Raw genomic sequence first — 24,986 nt, forward strand, 5'->3', positions numbered from 1 at the left:
TCGGGCGATTCCGGGACGGACCCACCCGACATCCGCCACACTCGGCGCCATGATCAAGCTCGAGCTGCTGGTGGGGATCGCGACGTTCGCGCTCTGGGTGTTCTGCCTCGTGGAGGCGATCAGCACCCCGGGCGACCGGATCCGCAACCTGCCCAAGGTCGCGTGGATCGTGCTGATCCTCTTCTTCCCGTTCGTGGGCTCCATCGCCTGGCTGGTGGCCGGTCGCCCCGACACCTCCTCCCCCCGGCGCTCGGCGTACGAACGCACCCAGCCCGACTTCCCCGAGTACGACCGCCCCGGTCGCGCCGCTGCTGTCGACCCGGAGAAGGACGCCGAGTTCTTGCGCCAGATCCGCGAGCGCGCCGACGCCCAGCGCAAGCAGTACGACGAGCAGCAGCGTCGCGCCCGCGACGAGGACGGCTCCACCCCCGAAGCCTGAGGACCGGTGGTTGAGGTGTGAGGGCCGTACGGCGTACCGGTGGTTGAGGTGTGAGGGCCGCCGGGCCCGAGCCTCGAAACCCCTTCCCCGGTGGTTGAGGTGTGAGGGCCGCCAGGCCCGAGCCTCGAAACCTCCGCAGCGTGCGCAGGGCGTCGTTCGCGTCGGTCGCCGTTGCGTGTGGGTTGCGGGGGTCTCGACGTCGCTCAGGCGCCAGAGCGCCTTCGCTGCTCGACCACCGGCTACGCCGTACGTCGCACCCCGCTCGGCGTCGCGTGTGGGCTGCGGGGGTCTCGACGACGCTCAGGCGCCAGCGCGCCTTCGCTGCTCGACCACCGGCGTACGACGCTCGAGCAGGACCTGCTCGACGTCGAGGTAGCCGGAGGCGAAGCCCGCGCGGGAGTAGCAGAGGTAGAAGTGCCACATCCGCAGGAAGGTGTTGTCGAAGCCGAGCCCGAGGACCTCGTCGGCGCGCGCGAGGAAGGTCTCGTCCCAGCGGCGCAGGGTCTCCGCGTAGTCGTGGCCGAACGCGAGCCGGTCGGTCACGCGCAGCGACGTGTGCTCGGCGGTGACCTCGTCGATCGCCTCGGCGGAGGGCAGGAAGCCGCCCGGGAAGATGTACTTGTTGATCCAGGTGAAGCCGCCGCGGGTCGCGAGCATCCGATCGTGCGGCATCAGGATGGCCTGGATGCCGGCCCGGCCACCAGGCGCGAGCAGGCTGTCGATGGCGGAGAAGTACGTCGGCCAGAACTCGTGCCCGACGGCCTCGATCATCTCGACGCTGAGGACGACGTCGTACTCGCCCGCCACGTCGCGGTAGTCGCACAGGTCGACCTGGACCCGGTGGCTGTGCCCCGCGGCCTCGATGCGCTCGCGCGCCAGGGTCTGCTGCTCGGTCGAGAGCGTCACGGAGCGGACGGTGGCGCCGCGGGCGGCCGCGCGGATCGAGAGCTCGCCCCAGCCGGTGCCGATCTCCAGGACGCGCGTGCCCTCGCCGACCCCGGTCACGTCGAGCAGCCGGTCGATCTTGCGGTGCTGCGCGGTGACCAGGTCGAGCGCGAGGTCGCGCTCGAAGAGCGCGGAGGAGTAGCTCAGGGACTCGTCGAGGAAGAGCCCGAAGAGGTCGTTGGACAGGTCGTAGTGGTGCGCGATGAGCTCGCGGGTCTGGTCCTTCGACGTCCGGTGCTGCCGCGGCATCCGGTGCTGCACCAAGCCGCGCAGCCGCTGCAGCGGTCGCGGGACCAGGTCGGCGATGTCGGCGGCCAGCACCGTCAGGAACGGCGTCAGGTCCTCGGCGTCCCAGGCCCCGGTGAGGTAGGCCTCGCCGAAGCCGATCAGGCCGTCGCGGCCCAGTCGGGCGAAGAGCTCGTCGGGCCGGTGCACGGTCATCGTGGGTCCGCCGGCACCGATCACGCGGCCCTCGAGGGTCACGCTGACGGGGAGCCGACGTACGGCGGCCACGAACAGCCGGCGGGCGACGGCGGCGGAGACGGCGGTGCGCGGACCGCGCGGCACGCCGTCGAGGCCGGGCCAGGATCCGGGGACGGGTCGGGTGGGTGCGAGCGTCACCGGACACCCTCCTGGTGGTGGTGGTCGGGGCGGGGTCGGACGGGGAGGCGGCGCAGCCACAGCCAGATCCCGTGCACGCGGATGAGCAGGGCTCCCCGGAGCGCGGCCGGCGCGGCGCGGACCGCACCGTCGTCGCTGCGGTGCCCGGTCAGCGAGGCGTTGAACGCGGCACCGTCGTCGGTCGTCAGGTCCACGCTGATCAGCAGCTCGTCGCCCGGCACCGGGACGGCCAGCCGGTAGGTGCCGTCGGTGCCGTGGAAGGGCGAGACGTACATCTGCTTGGCCGTCGTCGCCCGGCCGCGCTCGTCGGGATGGACGAGGTAGGCGTGGCGGTCGCCGTACGTGTTGTGGACCTCGACGACCGCGCACGGCGCCCCCGCGGCGGGCCGGACCCAGAAGACCGTGATCGGGTTGAAGCAGAAGCCCCACGCGCGCGGCTGCGCGGCCATCAGCACCTGTCCGTCGCCGAGCTCGATGCCCTCCTGCTGGAGGAAGGCGGCGACGTTGTGCCGGATGGAGCGGTCGGGGGCGCCCAGGTGGTCCCGCGCCTCGAAGCTGCCCAGGACCGGGCTGAGGAGCCCGTGCTCGGGCAGCGCGTCGACGTCGACCAACCACGTGTGGGAGCGGTGCGTGAACGACCGCTTCCACGGCGTACGACGGGTGTGCCGGATCGTCGTCGCGTAGATCGCCGGGGTCACGGGCGAGGTGTGCGGCTGGGGCTTCCCCCCGTGCAGCCCCAGCCGCTCGGCGGCGGCCAGGCCTGACCGCGCACCGTCCTCGTGGAATCCCCAGCCGTGGTACGCACCGGCGAAGGCGATCCGGTCTGTGTCGATCTCGCCCAGGCGGGACTGGGCGGCGACGGACTGCGGGGTGTAGAGCGGGTGCTCGTACTCCATCCGGTCGATGACCGTCGAGGGGTCGATGAGGTCCTCGCCGCCGAGGGTCACCAGGTAGTGGGTGTCGGTGGGCAGCCGCTGCAGCCGGGTGAGGTCGTAGGTGACCATCACGTGGCCGGTGGCCTCGACGGGGCGCCGGAAGTTCCACGAGGCCCGCGCACCGACGGCGCGCGGAAGCACGCTGACGTCGGTGTGCAGCGTCGCGACGTTGGGGGAGTACCGCAGCGCCGCGAGCACCTCGCGCTGCGCGGCGGTCGGTGCGGCCAGCATCGTCAGCGCCTGGGCGGGATGGGTCGCGATCACGACGGCGTCGTACGTCGTCACGACGCCGTTGCCGTCGGTCACCTCGACCCCGTCGGCGCTCTCGAGGATCGAGGTCACCTTGGTCTCGGTGCGGATGTCGTCGATCCGGGCGGCCACCCGCTCGACGTACGTGCGCGAGCCGCCGGTGACGGTGCGCCACTCGGGCGAGCCGAAGATGCCGAGCATGCCGTGGTGGTCGAGGAACGAGAAGAGGTAGCGGGCCGGGTAGTCCAGCGCCACGGCCGGGTCGCAGGACCAGACCGATGCGACCAGGGGCTCCATGAAGTGCCGGCGGAAGTACGGCGTGAAGCGCCCCGCGTCCAGGAAGGCGCTCAGCGTCTGGTCCGGCCCCTCACCGTCCATCAGCCGACGGGCCCGGCGGTGGAAGCGGGGAACCTCGGCGAGCATCCGCAGGTACGCCGGCCGCGACAGGTTGCTGCGGTCCGGGAAGAGTCCCGTACGACCTAGGGCGCCGGCCCACTCGAGCCCGGTGGCGTCGTCGCGCACCGACAGCGACATCTCCGAGGGCTGGGTGGCGACCCCGAGCTCGCGGAAGATCCGCAGCAGCACCGGGTAGGTGCGCTCGTTGTGGACGATGAAGCCGGTGTCGATGGCGAGGTCGCCCACCTGGTGCGTGTCGGCGTGCCCGCCGAGCCGGTCGTCGGCCTCGTAGAGGGTGACCGACGCCGAGCGTGACGCGAAGTACGCCGCGGTCAGGCCGGCGACCCCCGAGCCGACGACCGCGACGCGTCGCGAGCCCGGCGAGGGATCGGTCATGCCTGGTCGCCGAAGTCGAAGAGCGCGATCGGCTCCGACGTCGGTGCCGTCGACCCGCCCTCGGGCTCGACGGTGATGCCCGCTCCGGTGGCGCTGGCGGCGTCCCCGGTGAGCAGCACGGTCTGGTCGGGCTTCGCCGGCATCGTGCCCGCGGAGACCATGCCCTTGCCGGGCTGGTCGAGCCAGAGCTGGTAGACCTTGCCGTCCGGCGGGGGCGGCATCTTCTCCGTGACGATGACCGCCTCACCGAGCGAGTCGGAGTGGGTGACGGTCGCCTTGGCGCCGCCGGGGAAGTCGAGCGAGGTGCTCCGGGCGTCGTCGGCGCTCAGCACGGACTGTGCGGCGGACTGCTGGGTGGTGCCGTCCTGCCAGGGCTGCTGCCACGCCACCGTGGCGCCACCCCCCAGCACTACGACCGCAGCAGCCGCAGCCAGAAATCGCGCACCCCGTCCCCGGCGGCTCGGGCTCGCGGCCGGGTGGACGGTGACGACCTCGGGCGGCAGCGGGCGCACCTTGGTGATGTCGGCCAGCACCCGGGCCCGCAGCGCGGGCGGCGGGTCGGTCGCGGCGTCCTCGGCGAGCAGGCCCGCCGCCTCGCGGAGGCTGGCGACCTCGGCCCGGCAGTCGGCGCACTCGGCGAGGTGGCGCTCGAAGCCGGCGCGCTCGATGTCGTCGAGGGCGTCGACGGCGTAGGCGCCGGACAGGGCGTGGACGTCGTTCGGCGTGGTCATGCGCCGACCCCCAATGCGTCGCGCAGCCGGATGAGGCCGTCTCGGATCCGGGTCTTGGCGGTGCCGACGGGAAGATCGAGCATGGTCGCCACCTCCGTGTGCGTGTAGCCACCGAAGTAGGCGAGGCTGATGGCCTCCTGCTGGACCTCGGTGAGGGTCTTCAGGGCACCGCGGACGCGGTGTGCCTCGAGTGAGGCATGGACCGCTTCCGCGGTCGTGTCGTGGTCGCTGGGCTGGTCGCTCTGGTGGTACGTCGTGTCGCGGCGGGTCGAGGCCTCCGCCGAGCGGACCCGGTCCACCGCCTTGCGGTGGGTGATCGTCAGGATCCAGGAGTAGGGGCTGCCCTTGCCGGCGTCGAACCGGCCGGCGGTGCGCCAGATCTCGAGGAACGCCTCCTGCGTGACCTCCTCGGCCTGCGCCGGGTCGCGGACGACCCGCAGCGCCATGCCGTAGACCCGCCGGGAGGTGGCGTCGTACAGCTCGGCGAACGCCGCCTCGTCGGCCCGCCCGGACCGCCGCAGCAGGTCCGCCAGGTCCGGCGTCAGGCCGGTGTCGGCACCGGGTGGGCCGTCAGGAGACGGGTCCCCGGAGCTCACCGGTCGAAGGTGCTCCATGTGTTGATCCTTGCCCACGCGTGGTCGGTTGCGAGTGATTCGGCGCCCGTCCCGCGACGGATTGGACCGACGGGCGACTATTTCGCCGGAGCGGTGCGGCAGGATGACGGCATGCCCGAGCTCGTGCACTACGCCGTCGCCGACACGGTGGCGACCATCACCCTCGACTCGCCCCACAACCGCAACGCGCTGTCCCGTCAGCTCGTCTCCGAGCTGGTCGCGGGCCTCGAGAGCGCCGCAGCGGACCCCGGGGTGAGGGTCGTCCTGATCACCTCCACCGGGCGGGTCTTCTGCTCCGGTGCCGACCTGTCGGAGGCCGCGGCCGAGGGCATGGACGAGGGCACCCGCACGATCGTGGCGCTGCAGCGGCTGATCGTCGCGATGGACAAGCCGGTCGTGACCCGGCTCGGCGGCGCGGTCCGCGCGGGAGGGATCGGCATCGTCGCCGCTTCCGACGTCGTGCTCGCCGCCGAGGACGCCACCTTCGCGCTGACCGAGGTCAAGCTCGGCCTCGCCGCCGCGATCATCTCCCTGACCGTGCACGCCCGGATGCACCCGCGCGCCGCCGCGCTGACCACGCTGGGCGGCGAGGTCTTCAGCGGCACCGAGGCGGCGGCGTACGGGCTGGTGACGAAGGCCGTCCCCGCCGACGAGCTCGACGCCGAGGTGGCCGCGGTCTGCGCGTCGCTGGCCACCGGCGCCCCGCAGGGCCTGCGCGAGTCCAAGCGGATCCTCAACCGTGACCTGCTCGCCCGCATCGACGCCCACGGCGACGAGATGGCCCAGCTCTCGTCGCGGCTGTTCGCCTCCGAGGAGGCCCGCGAGGCGATGACGGCCTTCCTGTCCCGGAAGAAGTGATGGCCAGGTAGGCTTGACGACTCGCTGAACGGTTGAGGGGACAGGCGTGTCGGAAGAGCTGGTCGAGCGGGAGATCGCGGCCGAGCAGGCGTTCGTGGAGCGGGTCTACCGCCAGCTCGAGGTGTCCGCCCAGGCGGCTCAGGAGCTCGCCAAGGAGGGGCACAGCCGTGGCCGGCTGGGCCACGAGGGTGGCCTGGTCGAGCGGGACGCGATGGTGTTCCAGGCCGCGCGTCGCATCGCGCAGCTCGACGCCGCGCACGAGGGTCTGGTCTTCGGCCGCCTCGACATGCAGCCCGAGCTCGACCCGCACCCCCGCTACATCGGCCGGATCGGGCTGCGCGACGACGACCGCGACTCGCTGCTGATCGACTGGCGCGCCCCGGCGGCCTCCGTCTTCTACCAGGCCACGGCCGCCGAGCCGCAGCGCGTCGTACGCCGCCGGGTGCTCCGCGCGGCGGGCCGCACCGTCGTCGGTGTCGAGGACGAGCTGCTCGACGCCGAGGCCGAGACCGCCCTGCCGATCATCGGCGAGGGGGCCCTGATGGCCCAGCTCTCACGGGCCCGCGACCGCTCGATGCACTCGATCGTCGCCACCATCCAGGCCGAGCAGGACAAGGCGATCCGGGCCCCCGGACGCGGCGTCGTGTCCATCTCCGGCGGTCCCGGCACCGGCAAGACGGTCGTCGCGCTGCACCGCGCGGCGTACCTCCTCTACACCGACCGCCGGCGCTACGAGACCGGTGGCGTCCTGGTCGTCGGCCCCAGCGGCGTCTTCATGCGCTACATCGAGCGGGTCCTGCCCAGCCTGGGTGAGACCGCGGTCGCGCTGCGCTCGCTGGGCGAGGTCGTCGACGGCGTGCGCGCGACCCGCCACGACGACCCGGCCGTCGCCGACGTCAAGGGCTCCGAGGCGATGGCCGAGGTGATGCGGCGTACGGCGCGCCAGCAGGCGCCCGGCAGCCCGCACGAGTTCCGGATCTTCTGGCGCGACGACACGATCGTCCTCACGCGCGGCCAGCTGGGCACGATCCGGCGGACCCTGATGTCGCAGGGCCGGCGCAACCGGCAGCTGCCGCGCGTCGTCGGCACGCTGCTCGACGCGATGTGGCGCCAGGTGCGCGGTGAGCGCGGTCGCGACCGCGGGCGCGAGGCCTTCAACGACGACATGACCTCGGAGCAGAGCTTCCTCGACTTCGCGGCCGCCTGGTGGCCGCCGCTGGACGCGTCGGAGGTCTTCGCCTGGCTGCGGGAGCCGGAGTTCCTGGCTCGCGTCGGCGAGGGCGTGCTCCGCCCCGAGGAGCAGCTGCTGCTGCTGAAGTCGTGGGGCGACGCGACCGACTTCTCCGTCCAGGACGTCCCGCTGCTCGACGAGCTGCGCTACGCGATCGGCGACGTGCCGGCGCGCACCGACGACGAGGCGACGCTGTCCGACACCAGCCTGCTCGACGGTGGCATCGACATGCAGGAGCTCTTCACCGCCGCCGACCGTGAGTTCGCCCCGTCGGGACGCGCCTGGGCGCCGCCGACCCACCGGATCGAGGACGACCCCTTCGCGCACGTGCTCATCGACGAGGCTCAGGACCTGACGCCGATGCAGTGGCGGATGGTCGGCCGGCGCGGGCGTACGGCGTCGTGGACGATCGTCGGCGACCCGGCCCAGTCCTCGTGGCCGGTGCCCGCCGAGTCCGCCGCCGCCCGCGCGGCCGCCCTCGACGGCAAGCAGCTGCACGAGTTCCACCTCTCCACCAACTACCGCAACTCCTCCGAGATCTACGCCCACGCCGCGGCGTACGCCGACCGGGTGGGCCTCGACGTGGACCTGCCGACCGCGGTCCGCTCGACCGGGGTCGACCCGGTGATCCGCACCGGGGTCAGCGACGGCGAGCTCGAGGCCGCCACCCGCGAGGCGGTCGCCGCGATCGCGTCCGAGGTCGCGGGCACGGTCGGCATCGTCGTGCCCGCCGCGCGCCGCTCGGAGGTCAACGCCTGGCTGGCCTCGTGGCCGGAGCTCGCCGACGACGCTGCCGGTGCCCGGGCGGCGGTCGACTCGACGGTCACGCCGTCCGGCGAGGACCGGATCGTGGTGCTCACCGGTCTGGACACCAAGGGCCTGGAGTTCGACGGCATCGTCGTGGTGCGGCCGCAGGAGATCGAGGACGAGTCGACCACCGGCCGGGCGACGCTGTACGTCGTGCTGACGCGTGCCACGCAGCTGCTGACGACGCTCGGCTGAGTTCCGAGGCTCGGGCGTGGGGGTCCTCCCGCCCCGACCACCGTTAGATTTGGCCCCATGACGACGACCACCTCTGCCCGGGAAGCCATCGCGGCCATCCAGGGGCACGAGGCGTGGGCGATCATCCGGCGCTCGACCCGGGTCGGTGACCGGCCCACCGTCGGGATCGTGGGCGGGCGGCGCAGCACGGTGGCGTCGATCCTCGACGTGCCTCTCGCCGAGGGGGTTCCCGAGCCCGGGCACATCGCCGACCGGCTGGTGGCGATCCCCTTCCGCCAGGTCACCGAGCGCGGCTTCGAGGCCCACGACGACGGCACCCCGCTGGTGGTCGTGGACGTCGAGGCGGAGCTGGAGTTCTCGGTCGCCGAGGTGATCGACGCGATCGACGACACCGGGGTCGACTTCTCCGATCGCGGCGGCTTCGAGACCGACGACGAGGAGTACGGCAAGCTCGTCGAGGCGATCATCCGCGACGAGATCGGGCAGGGGGAGGGCGCCAACCTGGTGATCGGCCGGCACTACCGCGCCAGCGTCGCGGACTGGAGCGCCGACACCGCGCTGACGGTCTTCAAGCGACTGCTCGAGCGCGAGCGCGGGTCGTACTGGACCTACGTCTTCTTCACCGGCGACCGCTTCCTGATCGGCGCCAGCCCGGAGCGGCACGTGTCGATCCACGGTGGCGATGTGCGGATGAACCCGATCAGCGGCACCTTCCGGATCCCGCGCGACGCCGACGCGGACGCCGGCCCGGGCCTCAAGCGCGAGCTGCTCGACTTCCTCGCCGACGAGAAGGAGATCTTCGAGCTCTTCATGGTCGTCGACGAAGAGCTCAAGATGATGTGCGACATCTGCCACGAGGGCGGCCAGGTGCTCGGCCCGTTCCTGAAGCCGATGAGCCGCCTCGTCCACACCGAGTACCTCCTCGCCGGTCGCACCGACCGCGACCCGCGCGAGGTGCTGCGCGACACCATGTACGCCGCCACCGTCACCGGCTCGCCGGTGGAGAACGCCTGCCGCCTGATCAAGAAGTACGAGACCGTCGGCCGTGGCTACTACGGCGCGGCCCTCGCGATCCTGGGCCGCGACGAGCAGGGCGGCCCGGTGGTCGACAGCCCGATCGTGATCCGCACCGCCGACGTCGGCCTCGACGGCCGGCTCACGGTCACGGCCGGCGCGACCCTGGTGCGCGACTCCGACGCGGCGTACGAGGTCGCCGAGACGCACGCCAAGGCCGGCGGCATCCTCAGCGCCTTCGGCCTGGTGCCGCTGGCGCCGACGCCGAGCGTCGACGTCGCGGAGCTGGTCAACGACGAGGACGTGCTGCTCGCCCTCAACGCCCGCAACCGCCGGCTCTCCCGCTTCTGGCTGACCGACCAGGGCGGCGCCGCCCCGGACCCGCGGCTGGCCGGCAGGTCCGTGGTGATCCTCGACGGCGAGGACGACTTCGTGAACATGCTGCGCCACGTCCTCGGCGTCTTCGGCATGTCCAGCGAGGTGGTCCGCCACGAGGACTACGAACCCGGCAGCCTCGACGGGTTCGACCTGGTGATCGTCGGGCCCGGTCCGGGCGACCCGCGCGACGGGGACGACCCGAAGATGGCGCACCTGCGCGCCGCGGTCGCCGAGCTGATGGCCGCCGAGCGGCCGTTCCTCGCGGTCTGCCTGGGCCACCAGGCGCTGTGCCACCACCTCGGGATCCCGCTGGCCTACAAGGACATCGTCTTCCAGGGCACCCAGTCGCCGGTCAGCATCGAGGGCCGCACCGAGCGGGTCGGCTTCTACAACACCTTCGTGGGCCGCGTGGACGCGAGCGGGGCGCCCGCCGGGGTGGAGGTCGAGGCCGACGGGCGGACCGGTGACATCCACCTGCTGCGTGGCCCGCACTACCGGGGCATCCAGTTCCACGCCGAGTCGATCCTCACCGAGCACGGCTTCGACCTGCTGCACACGCTGGTGCGAGACCTTCTGCTCGATGCCAGCGACAACGTCGGGTGACGAGCGTAGTCTTCGCCGTACGGCGGCGCCGTTCGTGGGCCCGGTGAAGACTGCCCCCCAGCTTCATCGGGCCCTCCGCCTTCCCTGCGGCAGGTGAGCCTGTGATCGATGTGGTCGTGGTCGACCACCACGACTCCTACACGTGGAACCTCGTCCACCTGGTGGCCTCCGTGACCGGCGTGCTGCCGACCGTCGTGCAGCACGACGAGGTGTCGGCCGACGACGTGCTGAGGCACTCGCACGTCGTGCTGTCACCCGGTCCGGGACACCCCGCGGACGTGGCGGACTTCGCGGTCGGCGGCGAGGTGCTGCGCCGTGCGTCGCGGCCGGTGCTGGGCGTCTGTCTCGGGATGCAGGGCCTCGTGACGGCGTACGGCGGCCGGGTCGGCCGGGTCCCGCCCGCGCACGGCGAGGTGGCCGCGGTCGAGCACGACGGACGCGGGGTCTTCGCCGGGATCCCGACGCCGCTGACGGCCGTCCGCTACCACTCGCTGGCCGCGCTGGACGTGCCTCCCGCGCTCGAGGTGACCGCGACCGTCGGCGACGTGGTGATGGGGGTGCGGCACCGCACGCTGCCGCTGGAGGGCGTCCAGTTCCACCCCGAGTCGATCCTCTCCGAGCACGGCGCCCGGCTGGTCGCGAACTTCCTGGGGCTCCCGTGACGGCGCCGCCCCTCGACCCGGTGTCGGTCCTCCGCTCCGTCGCGGCGTCGCACGAGCGGTGCTTCTGGCTGGACGGCGGCGGCGCCCGGGAGTGGTCGGGGCGGCGGTCGCTCGTCGGGTGGCTCGAGCCCGAGGACGTGTCGCTGACGTACGACGCCGCGACCCGCGTCGTCACCCGCCACGCCGGCGGTCGGGCGGACGTGGTCGGGGACGACGTGTTCGCCGTACTCGAGGCCGAGCTCGCGGCCGGCTCGCCGACCGACCAGTGGTTCGGCTACCTCGGCTACGCCTGCCGGCCCGACCTCCCCGCGTCGTCCGGCTCCGGGCTGCCGGACGCCGTCTGGATGCGCCCGTCCCACGTGCGGCTCTTCGACCACGGGGTTGATCAACGAAACTCGGGGTTCTTGGACGAAGTTACGTCGCAGAACCCGCAGTTTCACCGCCCAAGCGGTGAAACTCCCAGCGCCTACGCCACCGCCTTCACCCGCGTCCAGGAGCAGCTCCACGCGGGCAACAGCTACGAGGTCAACCTCACCTACCGGGTGGCGACGGAGAGCGACCTCGACCCGGTGGCGGCGTACCTGCGCCTGCGCGAGCTCAACCCCGCGCCGTACGCCGGGTTCGTCCAGCACGACGTGCCCGGTGCGCGGGCGTGGCTGCTCAGCTCCAGCCCGGAGCGCTACGCGCTGATCGACGCCGAGCGGATGCTCGAGACCAAGCCGATCAAGGGCACGACCCCGCGGGGAGCGACGCGGGAGGAGGACGAGGCGCTGCGCCGGCACCTCGCGAGCGACCCCAAGACCCGCGCGGAGAACCTGATGATCGTCGACCTGCTCCGCAACGACCTCTCCCTGGTCTGCGAGCCGGGCACGGTCGTGGTCCTGGCGCTGATGGAGGTCGAGTCCTACGAGTCGGTGCACCAGCTGGTGAGCACCGTCCGCGGACGCCTGCGCCCGGACGTGAGCACGGTCGCCGCGCTGCGCGCGCTCTTCCCCGCCGGCTCCATGACCGGCGCGCCCAAGCTCCGCACGATGCAGGTGATCGAGGCCGTGGAGGACACCCCGCGGGGCCCGTACGCCGGGGCCTTCGGCTGGATCTGCGCCGACGGTCGCGCCGACCTCGGCGTCGTGATCCGGAGCCTGATGACCGCCGGCGACGGCCGCTACCTCCTCGGCACCGGCGGCGGCGTGACCGTCCGCTCCGACGTCGACGACGAGTGGGCGGAGTCGCGCTGGAAGGCCGACCGCCTGCTCGCCGCCGTGACGCCCGGGCGGCCGCCCGTCATCACCTAGACACACGTCGGGTCTACCCTCGTTCCATGGAAAACCCGCACGTGATCGTCCTCTTCGGTGCGACCGGTGACCTCGCCCGTCGCAAGCTGCTCCCGGGCATGCTGCGCCTCTGGGAGGCGGGCCTGCTCGAGGACTCCCGGATCGTCGGCACCTCCCTGGAGGACATCGACACCGAGACCTTCGTCAAGATCGCCCGCAGCTCCTGCGACGAGTTCGGCCACCGCGCGGTGACCGACGCCCGGTGGGAGCCGTTCTCGGACCTGTTGACCTACGTCCCGCAGTCCGCCGGGCCGGAGGCGCTGGCGGCGGCCGTGCGCGAGGCCGAGTCCGAGGTCGCGGAGGCCGGCCGCGAGGTCAACTTCCTGCACTACCTGAGCGTGCCGCCGAAGTCCGCGCTCGACGTCGTGCGCCAGCTCGACGAGGCGCACCTGGTCGAGCGGTCCCGGATCATCATGGAGAAGCCCTTCGGCACCGACCTGAAGTCCGCGAAGAAGCTCAACGCGCGGCTGCACCAGGTCTTCGACGAGACGCAGATCTTCCGGATCGACCACTTCCTCGGCAAGGAGGCGGCCCAGAACATCCTCGCCTTCCGCTTCGCCAACGGGCTCTTCGAGCCCATCTGGAACCGCAACTTCATCGACCACGTCCAGATCGACGTGCCCGAGACCCTGGGCCTCGAGGAACGCACCAAGTTCTACGAGTCCACCGGCGCCTACCGCGACATGGTCGTCACCCACTTGATGCAGGTGCTGGCGTTCATGGCGATGGAGCCGCCGACCTCCCTGGCGCCCGGTCCGATCAGCGACGAGAAGAACAAGGTGTTCCGCTCGATGCGGCCGCTCGAGCCGCACAACGTCGTCCGCGGGCAGTACAGCGGCTACCGGCAGCACCACGACACCGCCGACGACTCCGACACCGAGACCTTCATCGCGCTCAAGGTCGAGATCGACAACTGGCGCTGGGCCGGCGTCCCGTTCTTCCTGCGCACCGGCAAGAAGCTCGCGGAGGGCGCGCGGATCATCTCGATCGCGTTCAAGGAGCCGCCGCTGACGATGTTCCCCTCCGGCTCCAACGCCGGCACCCAGGGCCCGGACCACCTCACGTTCGACCTGGCCGACCAGTCGAAGATGTCGCTGTCCTTCTACGGCAAGCGCCCCGGCCCGGGCATGAAGCTCGAGAAGCTCTCCATGCAGTTCGCGACGCACGACACCAGCTCGTCCGGTGCCGTGCTGGAGGCGTACGAGCGGCTCATCCACGACGCGATCCGCGGCGACCACACGCTCTTCACCACCGCCGACGGCATCGAGACGCTGTGGGAGAAGTCCACGCCGCTGCTCGAGAACCCGTCGCCGGTGCGCGCCTACTCGCCCGGCAGCTGGGGCCCCAACGCCATCCACCAGCTGATCGCGCCGCACGCGTGGCGGCTGCCCTTCGAGCGCTCCTGGCGCGACCCCAACGCGACGGGGATCTAGACCCGGGTCGCCCGTCGCTGGCCGTCGTCGGAGTACTCCACGCCGCCCATGTCGACGGTGCGCCGGGCGTTCGCCAGCGCCGCGACGGTGACGGTGCCGAGCGCACCGGCCCGGTCGAAGACCGCGGTCGTGCACGACGCGATGCCGTCGTGCTCGACGCGGTCGGTGGCGAGCAGCCCGATCTCCACGCCGACCGGCGGGCGCGCCAGCGTGAGCGCGATGTCGGTGTTGATGTACTCGACGCCGTTGGCGCCCCAGTTGGTCACCATGCTGGCGCCGTCGGCGGCCGCCGCGACGGCCTGGAAGGGCGAGAGCGGCTCGTCGGGCACGACCGGGATCGCGCTGGTCCACGACGACTTGCGGTCGGCGTTCTGGTGCTCGGTGAAGTTCTGCGACCAGGGCGAGGACGAGCGCAGGAAGGGCACCCGCGGCTGGTCGCTCTCGGGCGCGACGTCGAGCGGCGGCGGGGAGGGCCGCTCGGCGGGCTGCCACACGGCGCCCGGAGCCGTCGCCGTCGGCTTGAGGAAGGTGGCCGACGCGCGGGCGACCCGGACGTCGCCCTGGGTGAGCGTCACGTCGACGAGGCAGATCCGGGAGCTCTCCCGCACGACCGTGGTCGCGAACGTGCACGGCTGCATCCGCGCCGCCTTGAAGAGGTCCACCACCCAGCGCGCCGGACGCAGGTCCGTGCGACCGGTCGCCGCCAGGCACTGCTCGGCCGCGCGGGCCAGGGCGCCGCTGACCGCGACGCCGTGCAGCTGGTCGTCGCTCCACATGCTGCAGGCCAGGGCGGTCGGGACCAGGTCGTCGCCGTCGTGGGTGAAGAAGGAGATCTCGTCGGTCACGGGGCCATTGTGGAGGACTACCCCGACGGGGAGGCCGGCGCCTGCCGCGCGAGCTCGGCGAGCAGCGCCTTCGTGCCGGTGACGACCTGCTGCTCGTCGTACGGCGGCAGCTGGGCGGCGTTGACGCTCTGCACCAGTCCGCCGGTCTGGACGAACCCGGTCACCAGGACGCCGGTCTTGCTCGGGCTGACGACCAGCCGGGCGGCGTCGGCACCCGCGACGTCGATCGGCTTCAGCTGGGCACCGGTCGCGCCCATCGCGTCCAGGGCCGCGTCGAGCCCGCCGTCGAACCACAGGTAGCTGACGTCGTACGCCGCACCGCCCTTCGTGACCGGGGCGAACGTGCACCGGGGTGAGGCGACGCTGCCGTTCGCCTCCGTCACCGCCGCGCCGACCAGCCGGCCGACCGAGGCGGGGGTGAGGCCGTCGCACGGGCTCCAGGGAGCGGTCGTCGGCGCGGCCGACGGGTCGCTTCCCGAGGAGGAGCAGGCGGAGAGGGCGAGCAGGCCGGCCGCGGTGATCGCGGCGAGAGCGGCGCGCATCAGGCGGGGGTCCAGGTCGGCACCGGCGTCGAGGCACCCGGCAGCCGGAGCACGAGGCGGGCGCCGCCCCCGGGCGCGTCGTCGGCGGTGACCGAGCCGGAGTGCCGCTCGGCGACCTGGCGCACGATCGAGAGCCCGAGCCCCGACCCGGACATCCCCCGCGACTCCTGCGAGCGGTAGAAGCGGTCGAAGACGTGCGGCCGGTCGACGGCTGCGATGCCGGGACCCTGGTCGTCGACGGTCAGGGTGCCGTCGATCAGCCGCACCGTGACCGTGCCGTCCTCGGGGCTCCACTTCGCGGCGTTGTCGAGCAGGTTGGTGACGGCGCGCTCGAGGCCGGGGCTCTCGCCGACGACGTACCAGGGCGCCATCTCGACGTCGAAGGACAGGCCGGGCGCCCGGCGGCGGACCCGGGCGATGACCCGGTCGACCAGCTCGGGTACGTCGACCGGCTCCACCACGTGGGTCAACGGCTCGTCGCGGGCCAGCTCGACGAGGTCGCCGATCAGCGTCGTGAGCTCCTCGATCTGCGCATGGACGTCCTCGAGCAGCTCGGCGCGCGCCTGCGGCGGCAGGCCGCCGCCCCCGGCGCCGTCGACCTGGCTGAGCAGGTCGAGGTTGGTGCGCAGCGAGGTGAGCGGGGTGCGCAGCTCGTGGCCGGCGTCGGCGACCAGCTGGCGCTGCCGGTCGCGGGAGGCCGCGAGCGCGGTGAGCATCTGGTTGAAGGCCATCGCCAGGCGCGCGACCTCGTCGTCGCCCTCGACCGGTAGCGGCCGCAGGTCCTCGGTGCGCGCGATGTGCTCGGCGGCCTCGGTGAGTCGGCGCACCGGGCGCAGGCCGTTGCGGGCTACGCCCCAGCCGGCGAGGCCGGCGCCGATGACACCGGCGAGGCCGAAGAGCAGCATCACGACGCCGAGCCGGGCCAGCAGGTCCTCCTGCGAGTTCAGCGACTGCGCGATCACCATCGTGGTGCCGTCGTCGCGGTGCGCGGCAGCCACCCGCCAGCGGGTGCCGTTGCCGCTCACGGTGCGCACCGACGTGCTCCGCTTGTCCTGGGCGACCGCGATCTCCGGGTCGCCGAGGAGCTTCTGCGGCTCGTCGGCCTTGCGGCCGATCACGATGCCGCGGCCGGTGGAGTCGATGCAGGCCACCCAGACGTCCGCGGCGCCGAAGTACTCCGACGTCGCGTCGCTGTTGCTGCTGTTGCACAGGCTGTCGGTGGCGGTCGTCTTCGCGCGCTGGACCAGCGAGTCGTCGAGCGTCGACTGCAGCTGCATCCGCACGGTGATGTAGGCGCCGAGCGCCATCAGCGCGACCGTCGCACCGGCCGCCAGCGCGGTGAGGAGGGTGACCCGGGAGGCGAGGGACCTGCGGTAGTGCCAGCCGCGCTCGACATCCGGGGGAGGAGGAAGGTCGGTCACGATTCCTTCAGCACGTAGCCGACACCGCGCACGGTGTGGATCAGCCGGGACTCGCCCTCCGCCTCGGTCTTGCGACGGAGGTAGCCGACGTACACCTCGAGCGAGTTGGCGGTGGTGGGGAAGTCGTAGCCCCACACCTCCTCGAGGATGAAGGAGCGCTCGAGCACCCGGCGCGGGCGGCGCAGGAACATCTCGAGCAGCGTGAACTCCGTGCGGGTCAGCTCGATCAGCCGGTCGCCGCGCCGGACCTCGCGGGTGGCGATGTCCATGGAGAGGTCGGAGAAGCCGATGGTCTCGTCCAGGTCGTCCTCGCGCGGCACGGCGCGGCGCAGCAGCGCGCGCAGCCGGGCGAGCAGCTCCTGCAGCGCGAAGGGCTTGGTGAGGTAGTCGTCGGCGCCGGCGTCGAGACCCTCGACCCGGTCGCCGACCGCGTCGCGGGCGGTGAGCACCAGGATCGGCAGGTCGTTGCCGGCCTTGCGCAGGGCCCTGGTCGCCTCGAGCCCGTCGAGGCGGGGCATCATCACGTCCATCACCACCACGTCGGGGTCGGTGTTGGCGATGCCGGCGAGCGCCTCGGCGCCGTCGGCGGCCAGCGAGACGTCGTACCCGTTGAACTCGAGCGAGCGCCGCAGCGACTCGCGGACCGCCTTGTCGTCGTCGACGACGAGGACACGGGGGCGGGGTACGGGCGCGGTGCTCACGGGGTCACTCTGCCAGCCACGCCTGAACCCGTACTGAGAAGACGCACAGCCGTCAGAGGTACGTCGCCGCGGCCTGCGCCGCGCGGGCGGCGTACCCGCCGCCGAAGTGGCAGGCGTGCACGAGGAGCGGGAAGATCTGGTGCAGCGGCGCGCGCTCCTGCCAGTCGTCGGCGAGCGGCCGGGTGTCGGCGCAGGCCTCGGCGTACGCGTCCAGCATCCGCGGCAGGTGCGGCAGCCCGAAGAGCGCGAGCATCGCGAGGTCCATCTCGCGGTGGCCGCCGTACGCCGCCGGGTCGATCAGCCAGGCGCGGCCGTCCAGGCCCCAGAGCACGTTGCCGTTCCACAGGTCGCCGTGCAGCCGCGCCGGCGGCTCGTCGGGCACGAGGGCGGGGAGCCGGGCGACCAGGGCCTCGATCGTCGCGGCGTCCTCCTCGTCGGCGGCGCCGCGGTCACGGGCCAGCTTGAGGTAGGGCAGCACCCGGCGGACGGCGTAGAACTCCGCCCAGGTCTCGGTCGGCTTGTTGGGCAGCGGCAGCTTGCCGATGTAGCCGTCGCGGTCGAGGCCGAACCGGTCGGCGCCGGCCGCGTGGGTGACCGCGAGCTCGCGGCCGAAGGCGGTGGCGGCGTCGACCGACTGCTTGCCCGGCTCCACCCACCGGATGATCAGGCACTCGTGGTCGACACCGAGGACGTCGGGCACCTGCGCGGCTCCGTCGCCGGCCGCCGCCAGCCAGCGCAGTCCCTCCGCCTCGTCGGTGAAGAAGTCCTCGGGCGCGTGCGGCAGGGTCTTCATGAGGGCCGTGGTGCCGTCGCTGAGGCGCAGTCGGGTGGCGGTGGCGATGTCGCCGCCGGCGACCGGGGCGGTCGCGATCACCGACGTCCCGAGGAGCTCCTCGGCACGTCTGGCGACCAGCGGCTGGCGGGTCACGCCGGGTCGGTCCAGGGCTGCTCGCGGCGCAGCGCGTCGACGATGGCGGACGCCGTACGTTCGACCATCGTCAGCACCTCCTGGAAGCCGTCGTCACCACCGTAGTACGGGTCCGGTACGTCGCTCGCGGGTTCAGCGGGGTCGAGGTCGCGGAACTTGCCGGTCCGCGCGGTGCGCCCGCCGACGTCGGCCAGGTTGGCGTCGTCCATCACCAGCACCAGGTCGGCGTCGTCGGCCGGGTCGTGCTGGCGGGCGCGGTGGCGGGTCGGGTCGTAGCCCGCCCGGCTCAGCGCGGCCGCCGCGCGGCGATCCATCGGGTCGCCGACGTGCCAGCCGCCGGTGCCGGAGCTCGAGATGCGCACGACGTCACCGAGTCCCGCGTCGGCCAGCCGCTCCTCCAGCACGACGTGCGCCGTGGGGGAGCGGCAGATGTTGCCGAGGCAGACCAGCTCGATGCGATAGGTGCCGGGCGTGCGCGCTGGCGGCAGCACCGGTCAGTACGCCGGCGGGTGCTCGGTGTTGTCGCCGAAGACCAGGCCCACGATCCAGGTGACGATGGTGATCACGATGGCGCCGCCGACGGCGTTCCAGAACCCGTCGACGAAGAAGCCGATGTCGAACAGCCCGGCCAGCCACTCGGTGAAGAGCAGCATCAGCGCGTTGATCACGAGCAGGAAGAGCCCGAGCGTGATGATGATGAACGGGATCGACAGGAACTTCAGCACCGGGCTCACGAACGAGTTCACGATGCCGAGGATCAGCGCCACGAAGAGCAGCGGCCACAGCTTGTCCTGCCAGTCCGGCCCCTCGGTGAAGCCGATGCCGTCGAAGAGCCACGCGGCCGCGGCGAGCGCGAGGGCGTTGGTGACCAGCCAGCCGATGAATCTCAGGAGTCCCACGAGCGCAGGCTAGCGGGTCAGCGGCCCGCGGAGAGGCCGAGTGCGTCGAGGATGGACCGCTCGGCGTCGGCGAGGTGCTTCTCCAGGAAGGTCTCGGCGCCGGCGAGGTCGCCGCGCTCGAGCAGCATCACCAGCGCGGTGTGGCTGTCGGCCTGGTCGTGGGCGTTGCGGCGGATCCGGTCGACCTGGGCGAGGGCCAGCTTGAGCTCGACCATCAGGCTCTCGGCCATCGCGACCAGCCGCGGCGATCCCGCGAGCCCGACCAGGGAGACGTGGAAGGAGAGGTGCCGCTCGTTGAGCTCCTGGTAGGAACCGCCGGCGCGCACGGCGCTCGTGTAGCGGACCAACGACGTACGCACCGCGTCGCGCAGCGTGTCGCCCGCGGTGGGCCAGCGGCGTACGCCGTCGCCCTCGAGCACCAGCCGGGCCCGGCAGATGTCGCGCACCGAGTCGGGGTCCGGGGTGGAGACCGAGACCCCGCGGTTGGGCTCGCGGGTGGCCAGCCCCTCGGCGACCAGGATGCCGAGGGCCTCGCGCACGGTGGGCCGGGAGACGCCGAGCGACGCGGCCAGCGCGACCTCGCGCAGCGGCGTGCCGGACTCGAGCTCGCCGTCGAAGACCGCCCGGCGCAGCTCGACGGCGACCCGGTCGACGGTCGAGGAGAGCTCGAGGTGCAGCGAGTCGAACGGGGAGTCGGCGCCCTCGGGTCCGGGATGGGACATGGCGCCCATTGTGCTCTACACTCGCTATGTCAGATTGTCCGACAATCATGCAATCGCCGTGATCAGTGTCTGGAGGGATCCATGGAGCAGCTCAGCTGGGGCCGTCACTACGTGATGGTCGAGCCGACGCACTTCCGCGTGGAGTACGTCATCAACCCGTTCATGGACCCGTCCGACCAGCCCGACCCGGCGCTGGCGATGGCCCAGTGGCGCGCACTGGTCGCGACGATCGAGCGCCTCGGCGGCACCGTGTCGGTGCTCCCGCAGCGTGCCGACGCCCCCGACATGGTCTACGCGATGAACCTCGGCCTCGGCCTGGTCGCCGAGGACGGCGCCCCGCAGGTCGTGATGTCGCACATGCGCTACCCGCAGCGCCGGATGGAGACCCGCTCGGCGCAGCCGTGGTTCGCCGAGCAGGGGTTCGCGACGTCGTACGTCGGGGCCGACGGGGTCGGCGCGCACCTCGAGGCCGGCGACGCCTTCGCCTTCGGTGACGCGCTAGTCGTGGGCTACGGGCCCCGCACGGAGGAGCTCGCGCTCAAGCACCTCGCGACGGAGCTCGACATCCGGGTCCGCGGGCTGCGGATCACGCACCCGGGGATGTACCACCTCGACCTGGCCTTCTGCCCGCTCGACGAGCGGCGGGCGCTGGTCTGCCCGTCGGCACTCGACGAGGCTTCGGCCGCCGCGCTGCTGGCGCTGGTGCCCGAGCCGCTCGTGCTGACCGAGGAGGAGGCGCTGACGACGTTCTGCGCCAACTCGATCGTCATCGGTTCGACCATCGTGATGCCGGCCTGCCCCGACCGGGTCCGCGCGCAGCTCGAGGAGTGGGGCTTCGAGGTCGTCATCCTCGACCTGTCGGAGTTCCACAAGGGCGGCGGCTCGATCCGCTGCCTGACCAACCCGGTCGACGTGCAGATCGGCCGGGACCTGCCCTCCGTCCCCGGCGGCGAGGTCATCCTCCCGCCCGTCTGAGCGTGGGTGGTTTCGAGGCTCGCCGCCGGCGTCGGTGGTTGAGGTGCGAAGGCCGCCAGGCCTGAGCCTCGAAACCACGGCGGAGCGGCTCGGACCTCGATCGCCGACCGCGGCGCGACTCGTCGGTCTCGCCGGTGCTGGGTCGGGTGGTTTCGAGGCTCGCCGCTGGCGCGGCTCGCACCTCAACCACCGATCGCGGCGTCCGCGGCTCGCACCTCAACCACCGGTCCCGTTGGTTGAGGTGTGAAGGCCGCCAGGCCTGAGCCTCGAAACCACGCCTCAGCGACTCGTCCTTGTCGCCGGCGGTGGGTCGGGTGGTTTCGAGGCTCGCCGCTGGCGCGGCTCGCACCTCAACCACCGCTCACGGCGTCCGCGGCTCGCACCTCAACCACCGCTCGCGGCTCGGACCTCCACCGCCGAACGGCCGGGTCAGGCCGTGGTCGGGGTCCAGTTGCCGTGGAAGCCGGCGGGGACGCGGCCGGGGAGGTGGACGGCGGCCACGTCCTCGAGGGTCTCGGCGTCCAGCAGCACGAGGTCGCTGGTGCCGGCGACCGGGTCGAAGACGTAGCCCATCAGCACGCCGTCGTCCTCGGCGGAGTCGGCGGCCGAGGGGACGAAGCAGAACTCGCTGACCTCGCGGCCCGCCCCGAGCCGCCGCTCGACGGTGGTGCCCGCGACGAGGTCGTGCTTGAGCACCGAGTCACCCGTGCGGATCCCGGCCGCGACCACGCCGGCGGCGTACCCGTAGCGGTGCCGGCGGCCGGTGAGCCGCTCGTCGTGGCGCGGGAACTCCTGGCTGTGCTCGTCGAAGCGGTGCTCGCGGACCTTGCCGGCGATCGTGTCGACGGTGAAGCGGGTGAGGTACGCCGGTCCCTCGTTGGGCCCGGTGAAGTCGGTGGCGAACATCCGGTCGTGGCGCACCACGTCGATGATCACCTCCGAGCCCGCCTCGTAGGCGTTCAGGGTGTGGAAGACGTAGCACGGGTCGATCTCGAACCACCGGACGTCGGCGCCGGTGCCGTCGCGCGGCAGCAGCCCGATCCGCGCGGGGTAGTCGGCGTCCCAGGAGTACGGCAGGTTGCGGGTGGTCTCGCCGCGCAGCGTCTGGTCGATCAGCCGGTCCGTGGCCTGGAGCGGTCGCGGCGTCTCGCCCGCGACCATGCCCAGGTCGAAGGTGACCGGGAGGTCGTAGACGACGAAGTAGTGCTCGGTCAGCGCGCAGTCGTGGATCATCGGGCTGCCGGTGACCTCGATCTCGACCTGGTGCCGGACCCGGCCGTCGGTGCCGACCACCGAGTAGTCGACGAGGTTGCCGCGGGTCCAGCTGTAGGAGAGCGCGTGCAGCTCGCCGGTCGCCGGGTCCTCGTGGGGGTGCGCGGTGTAGCCGCCGGTGACGGTGCCGAGGTCGCACGGGCCGACGGTGTCGAGGTCGTGGGTGAGCTCGTACGGCGTGCCTCCGGCCTCGACGACGGCGAGCGTGCGCCCGGCGTGCTCGAAGACGTTGGTGTTGGGCGCGAAGTCGGCGCCCTGCGGGCGGACGTAGCGGTTGCGGTACCAGCGGGCGTGCCCGTCCTCCAGGCGTACGCCGTGCACCATCCCCTCGCCGAGGAACCAGTGGTAGCCCTCGCCCGGGTCGGTGGCCGGGTTGGGACCGATCCGCAGGTAGCGGCCGTCGAGGTGGTCCGGGACCGACCCGGTCACCTCGAGGTCGACGGCGGTGAGCTCCTCGTGGACGGGAGCGAAGCTGTCCTGCAGGTACCGGTTCATCTCGGCCTCCATAACGGTGTTATCGATCGACCATAACGCCGTTATGACAGGATGGCAACCATGCCAGCGCCCGACCCCGACGTACGCCGCCGCCTGATCGAGGTCGCGGCCGACGTGCTCAGCGAGGAGGGGCCGGGCGCCCTGTCGGCCCGTCGGCTGGCCCGGGACGCGGGCACGTCGACGATGGCGCTCTACACGCACTTCGGCGGGATGCCGGCGCTGGTGCGCGCCGTGGTGGCGGAGGGCTTCGCGCGGCTCTACGACCGGGTGGCGGAGGTCGAGCCGAGCGCCGACCCGCTCGCCGACCTGGTGGCGGCGGCGGTCGCCTACCGCGGCTACGCCCTGGCTGACCCGCACCTCTACCTGGTGATGTTCGGCTCGGCCTCGCTCGGGGAGTACCGCCTGACGGAGACCGAGCTCGAGGTCGGGCTGGCGGCCTTCGGTCAGCTGGTCGCCGTCGTCGAGCGGGTGATGGACGCGGGGGCGATCCGTCGGAGCGACCCCGCGGCGGTCGCCGGCCAGTTCTGGGCGGCGCTGCACGGCTACGTGATGATCGAGCTCAGCGGCCTGAGCCACGTGGTCGAGGACCCCGAGGCTCAGATCCTGCAACCACTGCTGACCAACCTGCTGACCGCCCTGGGCCCGCCCGCCTGAGGGCGGGACCGCTACCGTCGGGGCGTGTTCCCGGTCGGTGGCGTAGGTGTCATGCTGCTGCTGATCGCGGGCTCCGGGGTGCTGTGCCTGCTCCTCGCGCTGGCGCTCACGCGCCGGATCGGCCCGCTGTCGGCGTACGCCATCGCCGGCTTCGTCTGGTCGCTCGCGGTGATCGGGTCGATCACCCTGATCCCGGCGAACGGCGCGCCCGGGGTCGTGTACGCCGAGGGCCGGATGACGACCTGCTCCTGGGACATCGGCGGCCCCGCGCCCGACGGCTTCTGGATCTTCTCCGGTGGGCAGCGGCTGCTCAACATGGTCGTGTTCGTGCCGGCCGGCGCCCTGCTGGTGCTGGCCTGCGCCCGGTGGCGGGCGGCGTGGGTGCTGGTGCCGCTCGGCCTCGTCGGGCTCGCGGCGTACTCCGTCGCGATCGAGGCGACGCAGCTCGCGCTGGCCCGGATCGACCGTGCCTGCGACGTGACCGACGTGATCGACAACGTCACCGGGGCGGTGCTCGGCGTGGGTCTCGGCCTCGTCCTGGCCCTGGTGCTGCGCCCCTGGCGCTACCGGCGGACGTCGTGACTAGCCTGGCCAGCATGAGCACCCCCCAGCCCCGCGCGAACGTGGCGGAGATCCCGCCGTACGTCGCCGGCAAGCCGCCGACGGTCCGACCCGGGATGACGTCGTACAAGCTGTCCTCCAACGAGAACCCCTACCCGCCGCTGCCCGGCGTCGTCGAGGCCGTGCAGGCGGGGGTCGCCGCGATGAACCGCTACCCCGACATGGGGAGCTCCGCGCTGTACGCCGCCCTGGCCGAGACCTTCGACGTGCCGGCCGAGCACCTGTCGGTCGCGACCGGCTCGGTGGGCCTGATCTACCAGCTGGTGCAGGCCTTCTGCGACCCCGGTGACGAGGTCGTCTTCGCGTGGCGGTCCTTCGAGGCCTACCCGATCGCGGTCACCGCGGCCGCGGCCGTCTCCGTGCAGGTGCCGGTGCTCGCCGACGGGCGCCATGACCTCGACGCGATGGCGGCCGCGATCACCGACCGCACCAAGGTGGTGCTGGTCTGCACGCCCAACAACCCGACCGGCCCCGCCGTCACCCAGACCGAGCTGGACGCCTTCATCGCGCGGGTGCCGTCGCACGTGCTCGTGGTGGTCGACGAGGCCTACCTGGAGTTCGTGCGGATGGACGACGCGGTCGACGGGCTGGCGACCTACCGCCGCCACGACAACGTCGTGCTCACCCGCACCTTCTCCAAGGCCTACGGCCTGGCCGGCTTCCGGGTCGGGTACGCCGTCGCGCCGGCCGCCATCGCCGGTGCGCTGCGTGCCGTCTCGCTGCCGTTCGGCGTCTCGACGATCGGGCAGGCCGCGGCCATCGCCTCGCTCGAGCGTCGCGCCGAGCTCCTGGAGCGCGTCGACGCACTGGTCGCCGAGCGGGCCCGCGTCGTGGCCGGACTGCGCGCCGTCGGCTGGGACGTGCCCGACGCTCAGGGCAACTTCGTGTGGTTCGCGCTCGGCGAGCGGACGGCCGACTTCGCGGCCGCGGCCGACGAGGCCGGCATCGTCGTGCGCCCGTTCGCGGGCGAGGGCGCCCGGGTCTCCATCGGCGAGCCCGAGGCCAACGACCGGCTGGTCTCGGTGGCGGCCGCCTTCCGCTGATCGAGCTCGCGCCAGCGCGGGTCGACGGCG

The 24,986-nt window shown here is 72.5% G+C and carries 24 protein-coding genes; 11 read left to right on the forward strand and 13 right to left on the reverse strand.

Going from position 1 to position 24,986, the window contains the following annotated elements; genetic code table 11:
• Positions 1-49 precede the first annotated feature (49 nt).
• On the forward strand, positions 50-439 hold the full coding sequence (locus tag N542_RS0110390; protein ID WP_028643858.1) for a PLD nuclease N-terminal domain-containing protein: 390 nt from the start codon (positions 50-52) through the stop codon (positions 437-439).
• 300 nt (positions 440-739) lie between these two features.
• Here N542_RS0110390 and N542_RS24355 read toward each other — a convergent pair whose 3' ends face one another.
• From N542_RS24355 to sigK, 4 genes are read right to left on the reverse strand one after another with little or no spacing between them, the layout of a single operon-like run.
• A complete protein-coding gene (locus N542_RS24355) occupies positions 740-2,005 on the reverse strand; it encodes a class I SAM-dependent methyltransferase (protein WP_051551598.1) in 1,266 nt (421 codons plus the stop codon).
• Positions 2,002-3,981: an FAD-dependent oxidoreductase gene (locus N542_RS0110400; protein ID WP_028643859.1), complete on the reverse strand. Its 1,980-nt coding sequence runs from the start codon at positions 3,979-3,981 to the stop codon at positions 2,002-2,004. Before N542_RS0110400 ends, N542_RS24355 begins: the two co-directional genes overlap by 4 nt.
• A complete protein-coding gene (locus N542_RS0110405) occupies positions 3,978-4,712 on the reverse strand; it encodes an anti-sigma factor (protein WP_028643860.1) in 735 nt (244 codons plus the stop codon). Before N542_RS0110405 ends, N542_RS0110400 begins: the two co-directional genes overlap by 4 nt.
• Entirely contained in the window at positions 4,709-5,326 is a 618-nt protein-coding gene (sigK, locus tag N542_RS0110410; RefSeq protein WP_028643861.1) for an ECF RNA polymerase sigma factor SigK, read from the reverse strand. Before sigK ends, N542_RS0110405 begins: the two co-directional genes overlap by 4 nt.
• Positions 5,327-5,437: 111 nt before the next feature.
• Between sigK and N542_RS0110415 the strand changes: the two genes are divergently transcribed.
• The 6 genes from N542_RS0110415 to zwf all read left to right on the forward strand — a co-directional run bounded on the left by N542_RS0110415 (position 5,438) and on the right by zwf (position 13,838).
• Entirely contained in the window at positions 5,438-6,184 is a 747-nt protein-coding gene (locus tag N542_RS0110415; RefSeq protein ID WP_028643862.1) for an enoyl-CoA hydratase family protein, read from the forward strand.
• 46 nt (positions 6,185-6,230) lie between these two features.
• Positions 6,231-8,417 (forward strand): HelD family protein, encoded by a 2,187-nt coding sequence (locus N542_RS0110420; RefSeq protein ID WP_028643863.1) that lies wholly within the window; start codon positions 6,231-6,233, stop codon positions 8,415-8,417.
• A 57-nt stretch (positions 8,418-8,474) separates the two neighbouring features.
• Positions 8,475-10,412, forward strand: a complete 1,938-nt coding sequence (locus N542_RS0110425) for an anthranilate synthase family protein (protein WP_028643864.1) — start codon at positions 8,475-8,477, stop codon at positions 10,410-10,412.
• Between the two features lie 101 nt (positions 10,413-10,513).
• Entirely contained in the window at positions 10,514-11,074 is a 561-nt protein-coding gene (locus tag N542_RS0110430) for an anthranilate synthase component II (protein WP_028643865.1), read from the forward strand.
• Positions 11,071-12,366 carry an anthranilate synthase component I family protein gene (locus tag N542_RS0110435; protein WP_028643866.1) on the forward strand — a complete coding sequence of 432 codons (1,296 nt, stop codon included), beginning with the start codon at positions 11,071-11,073 and terminating at the stop codon, positions 12,364-12,366. Before N542_RS0110430 ends, N542_RS0110435 begins: the two co-directional genes overlap by 4 nt.
• Positions 12,367-12,392: 26 nt before the next feature.
• Positions 12,393-13,838, forward strand: a complete 1,446-nt coding sequence (gene zwf, locus N542_RS24360) for a glucose-6-phosphate dehydrogenase (protein WP_036507265.1) — start codon at positions 12,393-12,395, stop codon at positions 13,836-13,838.
• Here zwf and N542_RS0110445 read toward each other — a convergent pair.
• Genes N542_RS0110445 through N542_RS24365 form a run of 8 tightly spaced genes read right to left on the reverse strand, consistent with a single transcriptional unit; the run spans position 13,835 to position 19,896 of the window.
• Positions 13,835-14,683, reverse strand: a complete 849-nt coding sequence (locus N542_RS0110445) for an acyl-CoA thioesterase domain-containing protein (RefSeq protein WP_051551599.1) — start codon at positions 14,681-14,683, stop codon at positions 13,835-13,837. The two genes, zwf and N542_RS0110445, sit on opposite strands and share 4 nt — an antisense overlap.
• Positions 14,684-14,700: 17 nt before the next feature.
• Positions 14,701-15,225 (reverse strand): hypothetical protein, encoded by a 525-nt coding sequence (locus tag N542_RS0110450; RefSeq protein WP_028643868.1) that lies wholly within the window; start codon positions 15,223-15,225, stop codon positions 14,701-14,703.
• Positions 15,225-16,646, reverse strand: coding sequence for a sensor histidine kinase (locus N542_RS0110455; RefSeq protein ID WP_028643869.1), 1,422 nt, complete (start codon positions 16,644-16,646; stop codon positions 15,225-15,227). Before N542_RS0110455 ends, N542_RS0110450 begins: the two co-directional genes overlap by 1 nt.
• A complete protein-coding gene (locus tag N542_RS0110460) occupies positions 16,643-17,347 on the reverse strand; it encodes a response regulator transcription factor (protein WP_028643870.1) in 705 nt (234 codons plus the stop codon). Before N542_RS0110460 ends, N542_RS0110455 begins: the two co-directional genes overlap by 4 nt.
• A gap of 52 nt (positions 17,348-17,399) precedes the next feature.
• Positions 17,400-18,275 (reverse strand): fructosamine kinase family protein, encoded by an 876-nt coding sequence (locus N542_RS0110465; protein ID WP_028643871.1) that lies wholly within the window; start codon positions 18,273-18,275, stop codon positions 17,400-17,402.
• Complete coding sequence (locus tag N542_RS0110470; protein WP_028643872.1) at positions 18,272-18,766, reverse strand: low molecular weight protein-tyrosine-phosphatase; 495 nt, start codon at positions 18,764-18,766, stop codon at positions 18,272-18,274. The genes N542_RS0110465 and N542_RS0110470 overlap by 4 nt, the downstream gene beginning before the upstream one ends.
• Positions 18,767-18,769: 3 nt before the next feature.
• Complete coding sequence (locus N542_RS0110475; RefSeq protein WP_036507268.1) at positions 18,770-19,174, reverse strand: phage holin family protein; 405 nt, start codon at positions 19,172-19,174, stop codon at positions 18,770-18,772.
• A 17-nt stretch (positions 19,175-19,191) separates the two neighbouring features.
• Entirely contained in the window at positions 19,192-19,896 is a 705-nt protein-coding gene (locus N542_RS24365; RefSeq protein ID WP_051551658.1) for a GntR family transcriptional regulator, read from the reverse strand.
• 81 nt (positions 19,897-19,977) lie between these two features.
• On the opposite strand from N542_RS24365, the gene N542_RS0110485 reads away from it, so the two are divergent.
• Positions 19,978-20,871: a dimethylarginine dimethylaminohydrolase family protein gene (locus N542_RS0110485; RefSeq protein ID WP_036507271.1), complete on the forward strand. Its 894-nt coding sequence runs from the start codon at positions 19,978-19,980 to the stop codon at positions 20,869-20,871.
• 429 nt (positions 20,872-21,300) lie between these two features.
• Here the strand turns inward: N542_RS0110485 and N542_RS0110490 are convergent, their stop codons facing one another.
• Positions 21,301-22,638, reverse strand: a complete 1,338-nt coding sequence (locus N542_RS0110490) for a carotenoid oxygenase family protein (RefSeq protein WP_036507514.1) — start codon at positions 22,636-22,638, stop codon at positions 21,301-21,303.
• Positions 22,639-22,698: 60 nt separating this feature from the next.
• Here N542_RS0110490 and N542_RS24370 point away from each other — a divergent pair, with 60 nt between their 5' ends.
• From N542_RS24370 to hisC, 3 genes are read left to right on the forward strand one after another with little or no spacing between them, the layout of a single operon-like run.
• Positions 22,699-23,292 (forward strand): TetR/AcrR family transcriptional regulator, encoded by a 594-nt coding sequence (locus N542_RS24370; RefSeq protein WP_051551600.1) that lies wholly within the window; start codon positions 22,699-22,701, stop codon positions 23,290-23,292.
• A 24-nt stretch (positions 23,293-23,316) separates the two neighbouring features.
• Complete coding sequence (locus tag N542_RS26615; RefSeq protein WP_155992972.1) at positions 23,317-23,874, forward strand: VanZ family protein; 558 nt, start codon at positions 23,317-23,319, stop codon at positions 23,872-23,874.
• 14 nt (positions 23,875-23,888) lie between these two features.
• The gene (gene hisC / locus N542_RS0110505) at positions 23,889-24,956 is read left to right on the forward strand and encodes a histidinol-phosphate transaminase (protein ID WP_028643876.1); all 1,068 of its coding nucleotides are present in this window, start codon (positions 23,889-23,891) and stop codon (positions 24,954-24,956) included.
• The last annotated feature ends 30 nt before the right edge of the window (positions 24,957-24,986 follow it).

Source organism: Nocardioides sp. URHA0020, assembly GCF_000620705.1.
Lineage (GTDB): Bacteria > Actinomycetota > Actinomycetes > Propionibacteriales > Nocardioidaceae > Nocardioides.

What these genes read in the sequence shown, in the direction of transcription:
- sigK (WP_028643861.1), bottom strand. Translation starts at nt 5,326, where the DNA reads ATGGAGCACCTTCGACCGGTGAGCTCCGGGGACCCGTCTCCTGACGGC.
- N542_RS24365 (WP_051551658.1), bottom strand. Translation starts at nt 19,896, where the DNA reads ATGTCCCATCCCGGACCCGAGGGCGCCGACTCCCCGTTCGACTCGCTG.
- N542_RS24370 (WP_051551600.1), top strand. Translation starts at nt 22,699, where the DNA reads ATGCCAGCGCCCGACCCCGACGTACGCCGCCGCCTGATCGAGGTCGCG.
- N542_RS0110405 (WP_028643860.1), bottom strand. Translation starts at nt 4,712, where the DNA reads ATGACCACGCCGAACGACGTCCACGCCCTGTCCGGCGCCTACGCCGTC.
- N542_RS0110485 (WP_036507271.1), top strand. Translation starts at nt 19,978, where the DNA reads ATGGAGCAGCTCAGCTGGGGCCGTCACTACGTGATGGTCGAGCCGACG.
- N542_RS0110415 (WP_028643862.1), top strand. Translation starts at nt 5,438, where the DNA reads ATGCCCGAGCTCGTGCACTACGCCGTCGCCGACACGGTGGCGACCATC.
- N542_RS0110450 (WP_028643868.1), bottom strand. Translation starts at nt 15,225, where the DNA reads ATGCGCGCCGCTCTCGCCGCGATCACCGCGGCCGGCCTGCTCGCCCTC.
- zwf (WP_036507265.1), top strand. Translation starts at nt 12,393, where the DNA reads ATGGAAAACCCGCACGTGATCGTCCTCTTCGGTGCGACCGGTGACCTC.
- N542_RS0110400 (WP_028643859.1), bottom strand. Translation starts at nt 3,981, where the DNA reads ATGACCGATCCCTCGCCGGGCTCGCGACGCGTCGCGGTCGTCGGCTCG.
- N542_RS0110425 (WP_028643864.1), top strand. Translation starts at nt 8,475, where the DNA reads ATGACGACGACCACCTCTGCCCGGGAAGCCATCGCGGCCATCCAGGGG.
- N542_RS0110490 (WP_036507514.1), bottom strand. Translation starts at nt 22,638, where the DNA reads ATGAACCGGTACCTGCAGGACAGCTTCGCTCCCGTCCACGAGGAGCTC.
- N542_RS0110390 (WP_028643858.1), top strand. Translation starts at nt 50, where the DNA reads ATGATCAAGCTCGAGCTGCTGGTGGGGATCGCGACGTTCGCGCTCTGG.
- hisC (WP_028643876.1), top strand. Translation starts at nt 23,889, where the DNA reads ATGAGCACCCCCCAGCCCCGCGCGAACGTGGCGGAGATCCCGCCGTAC.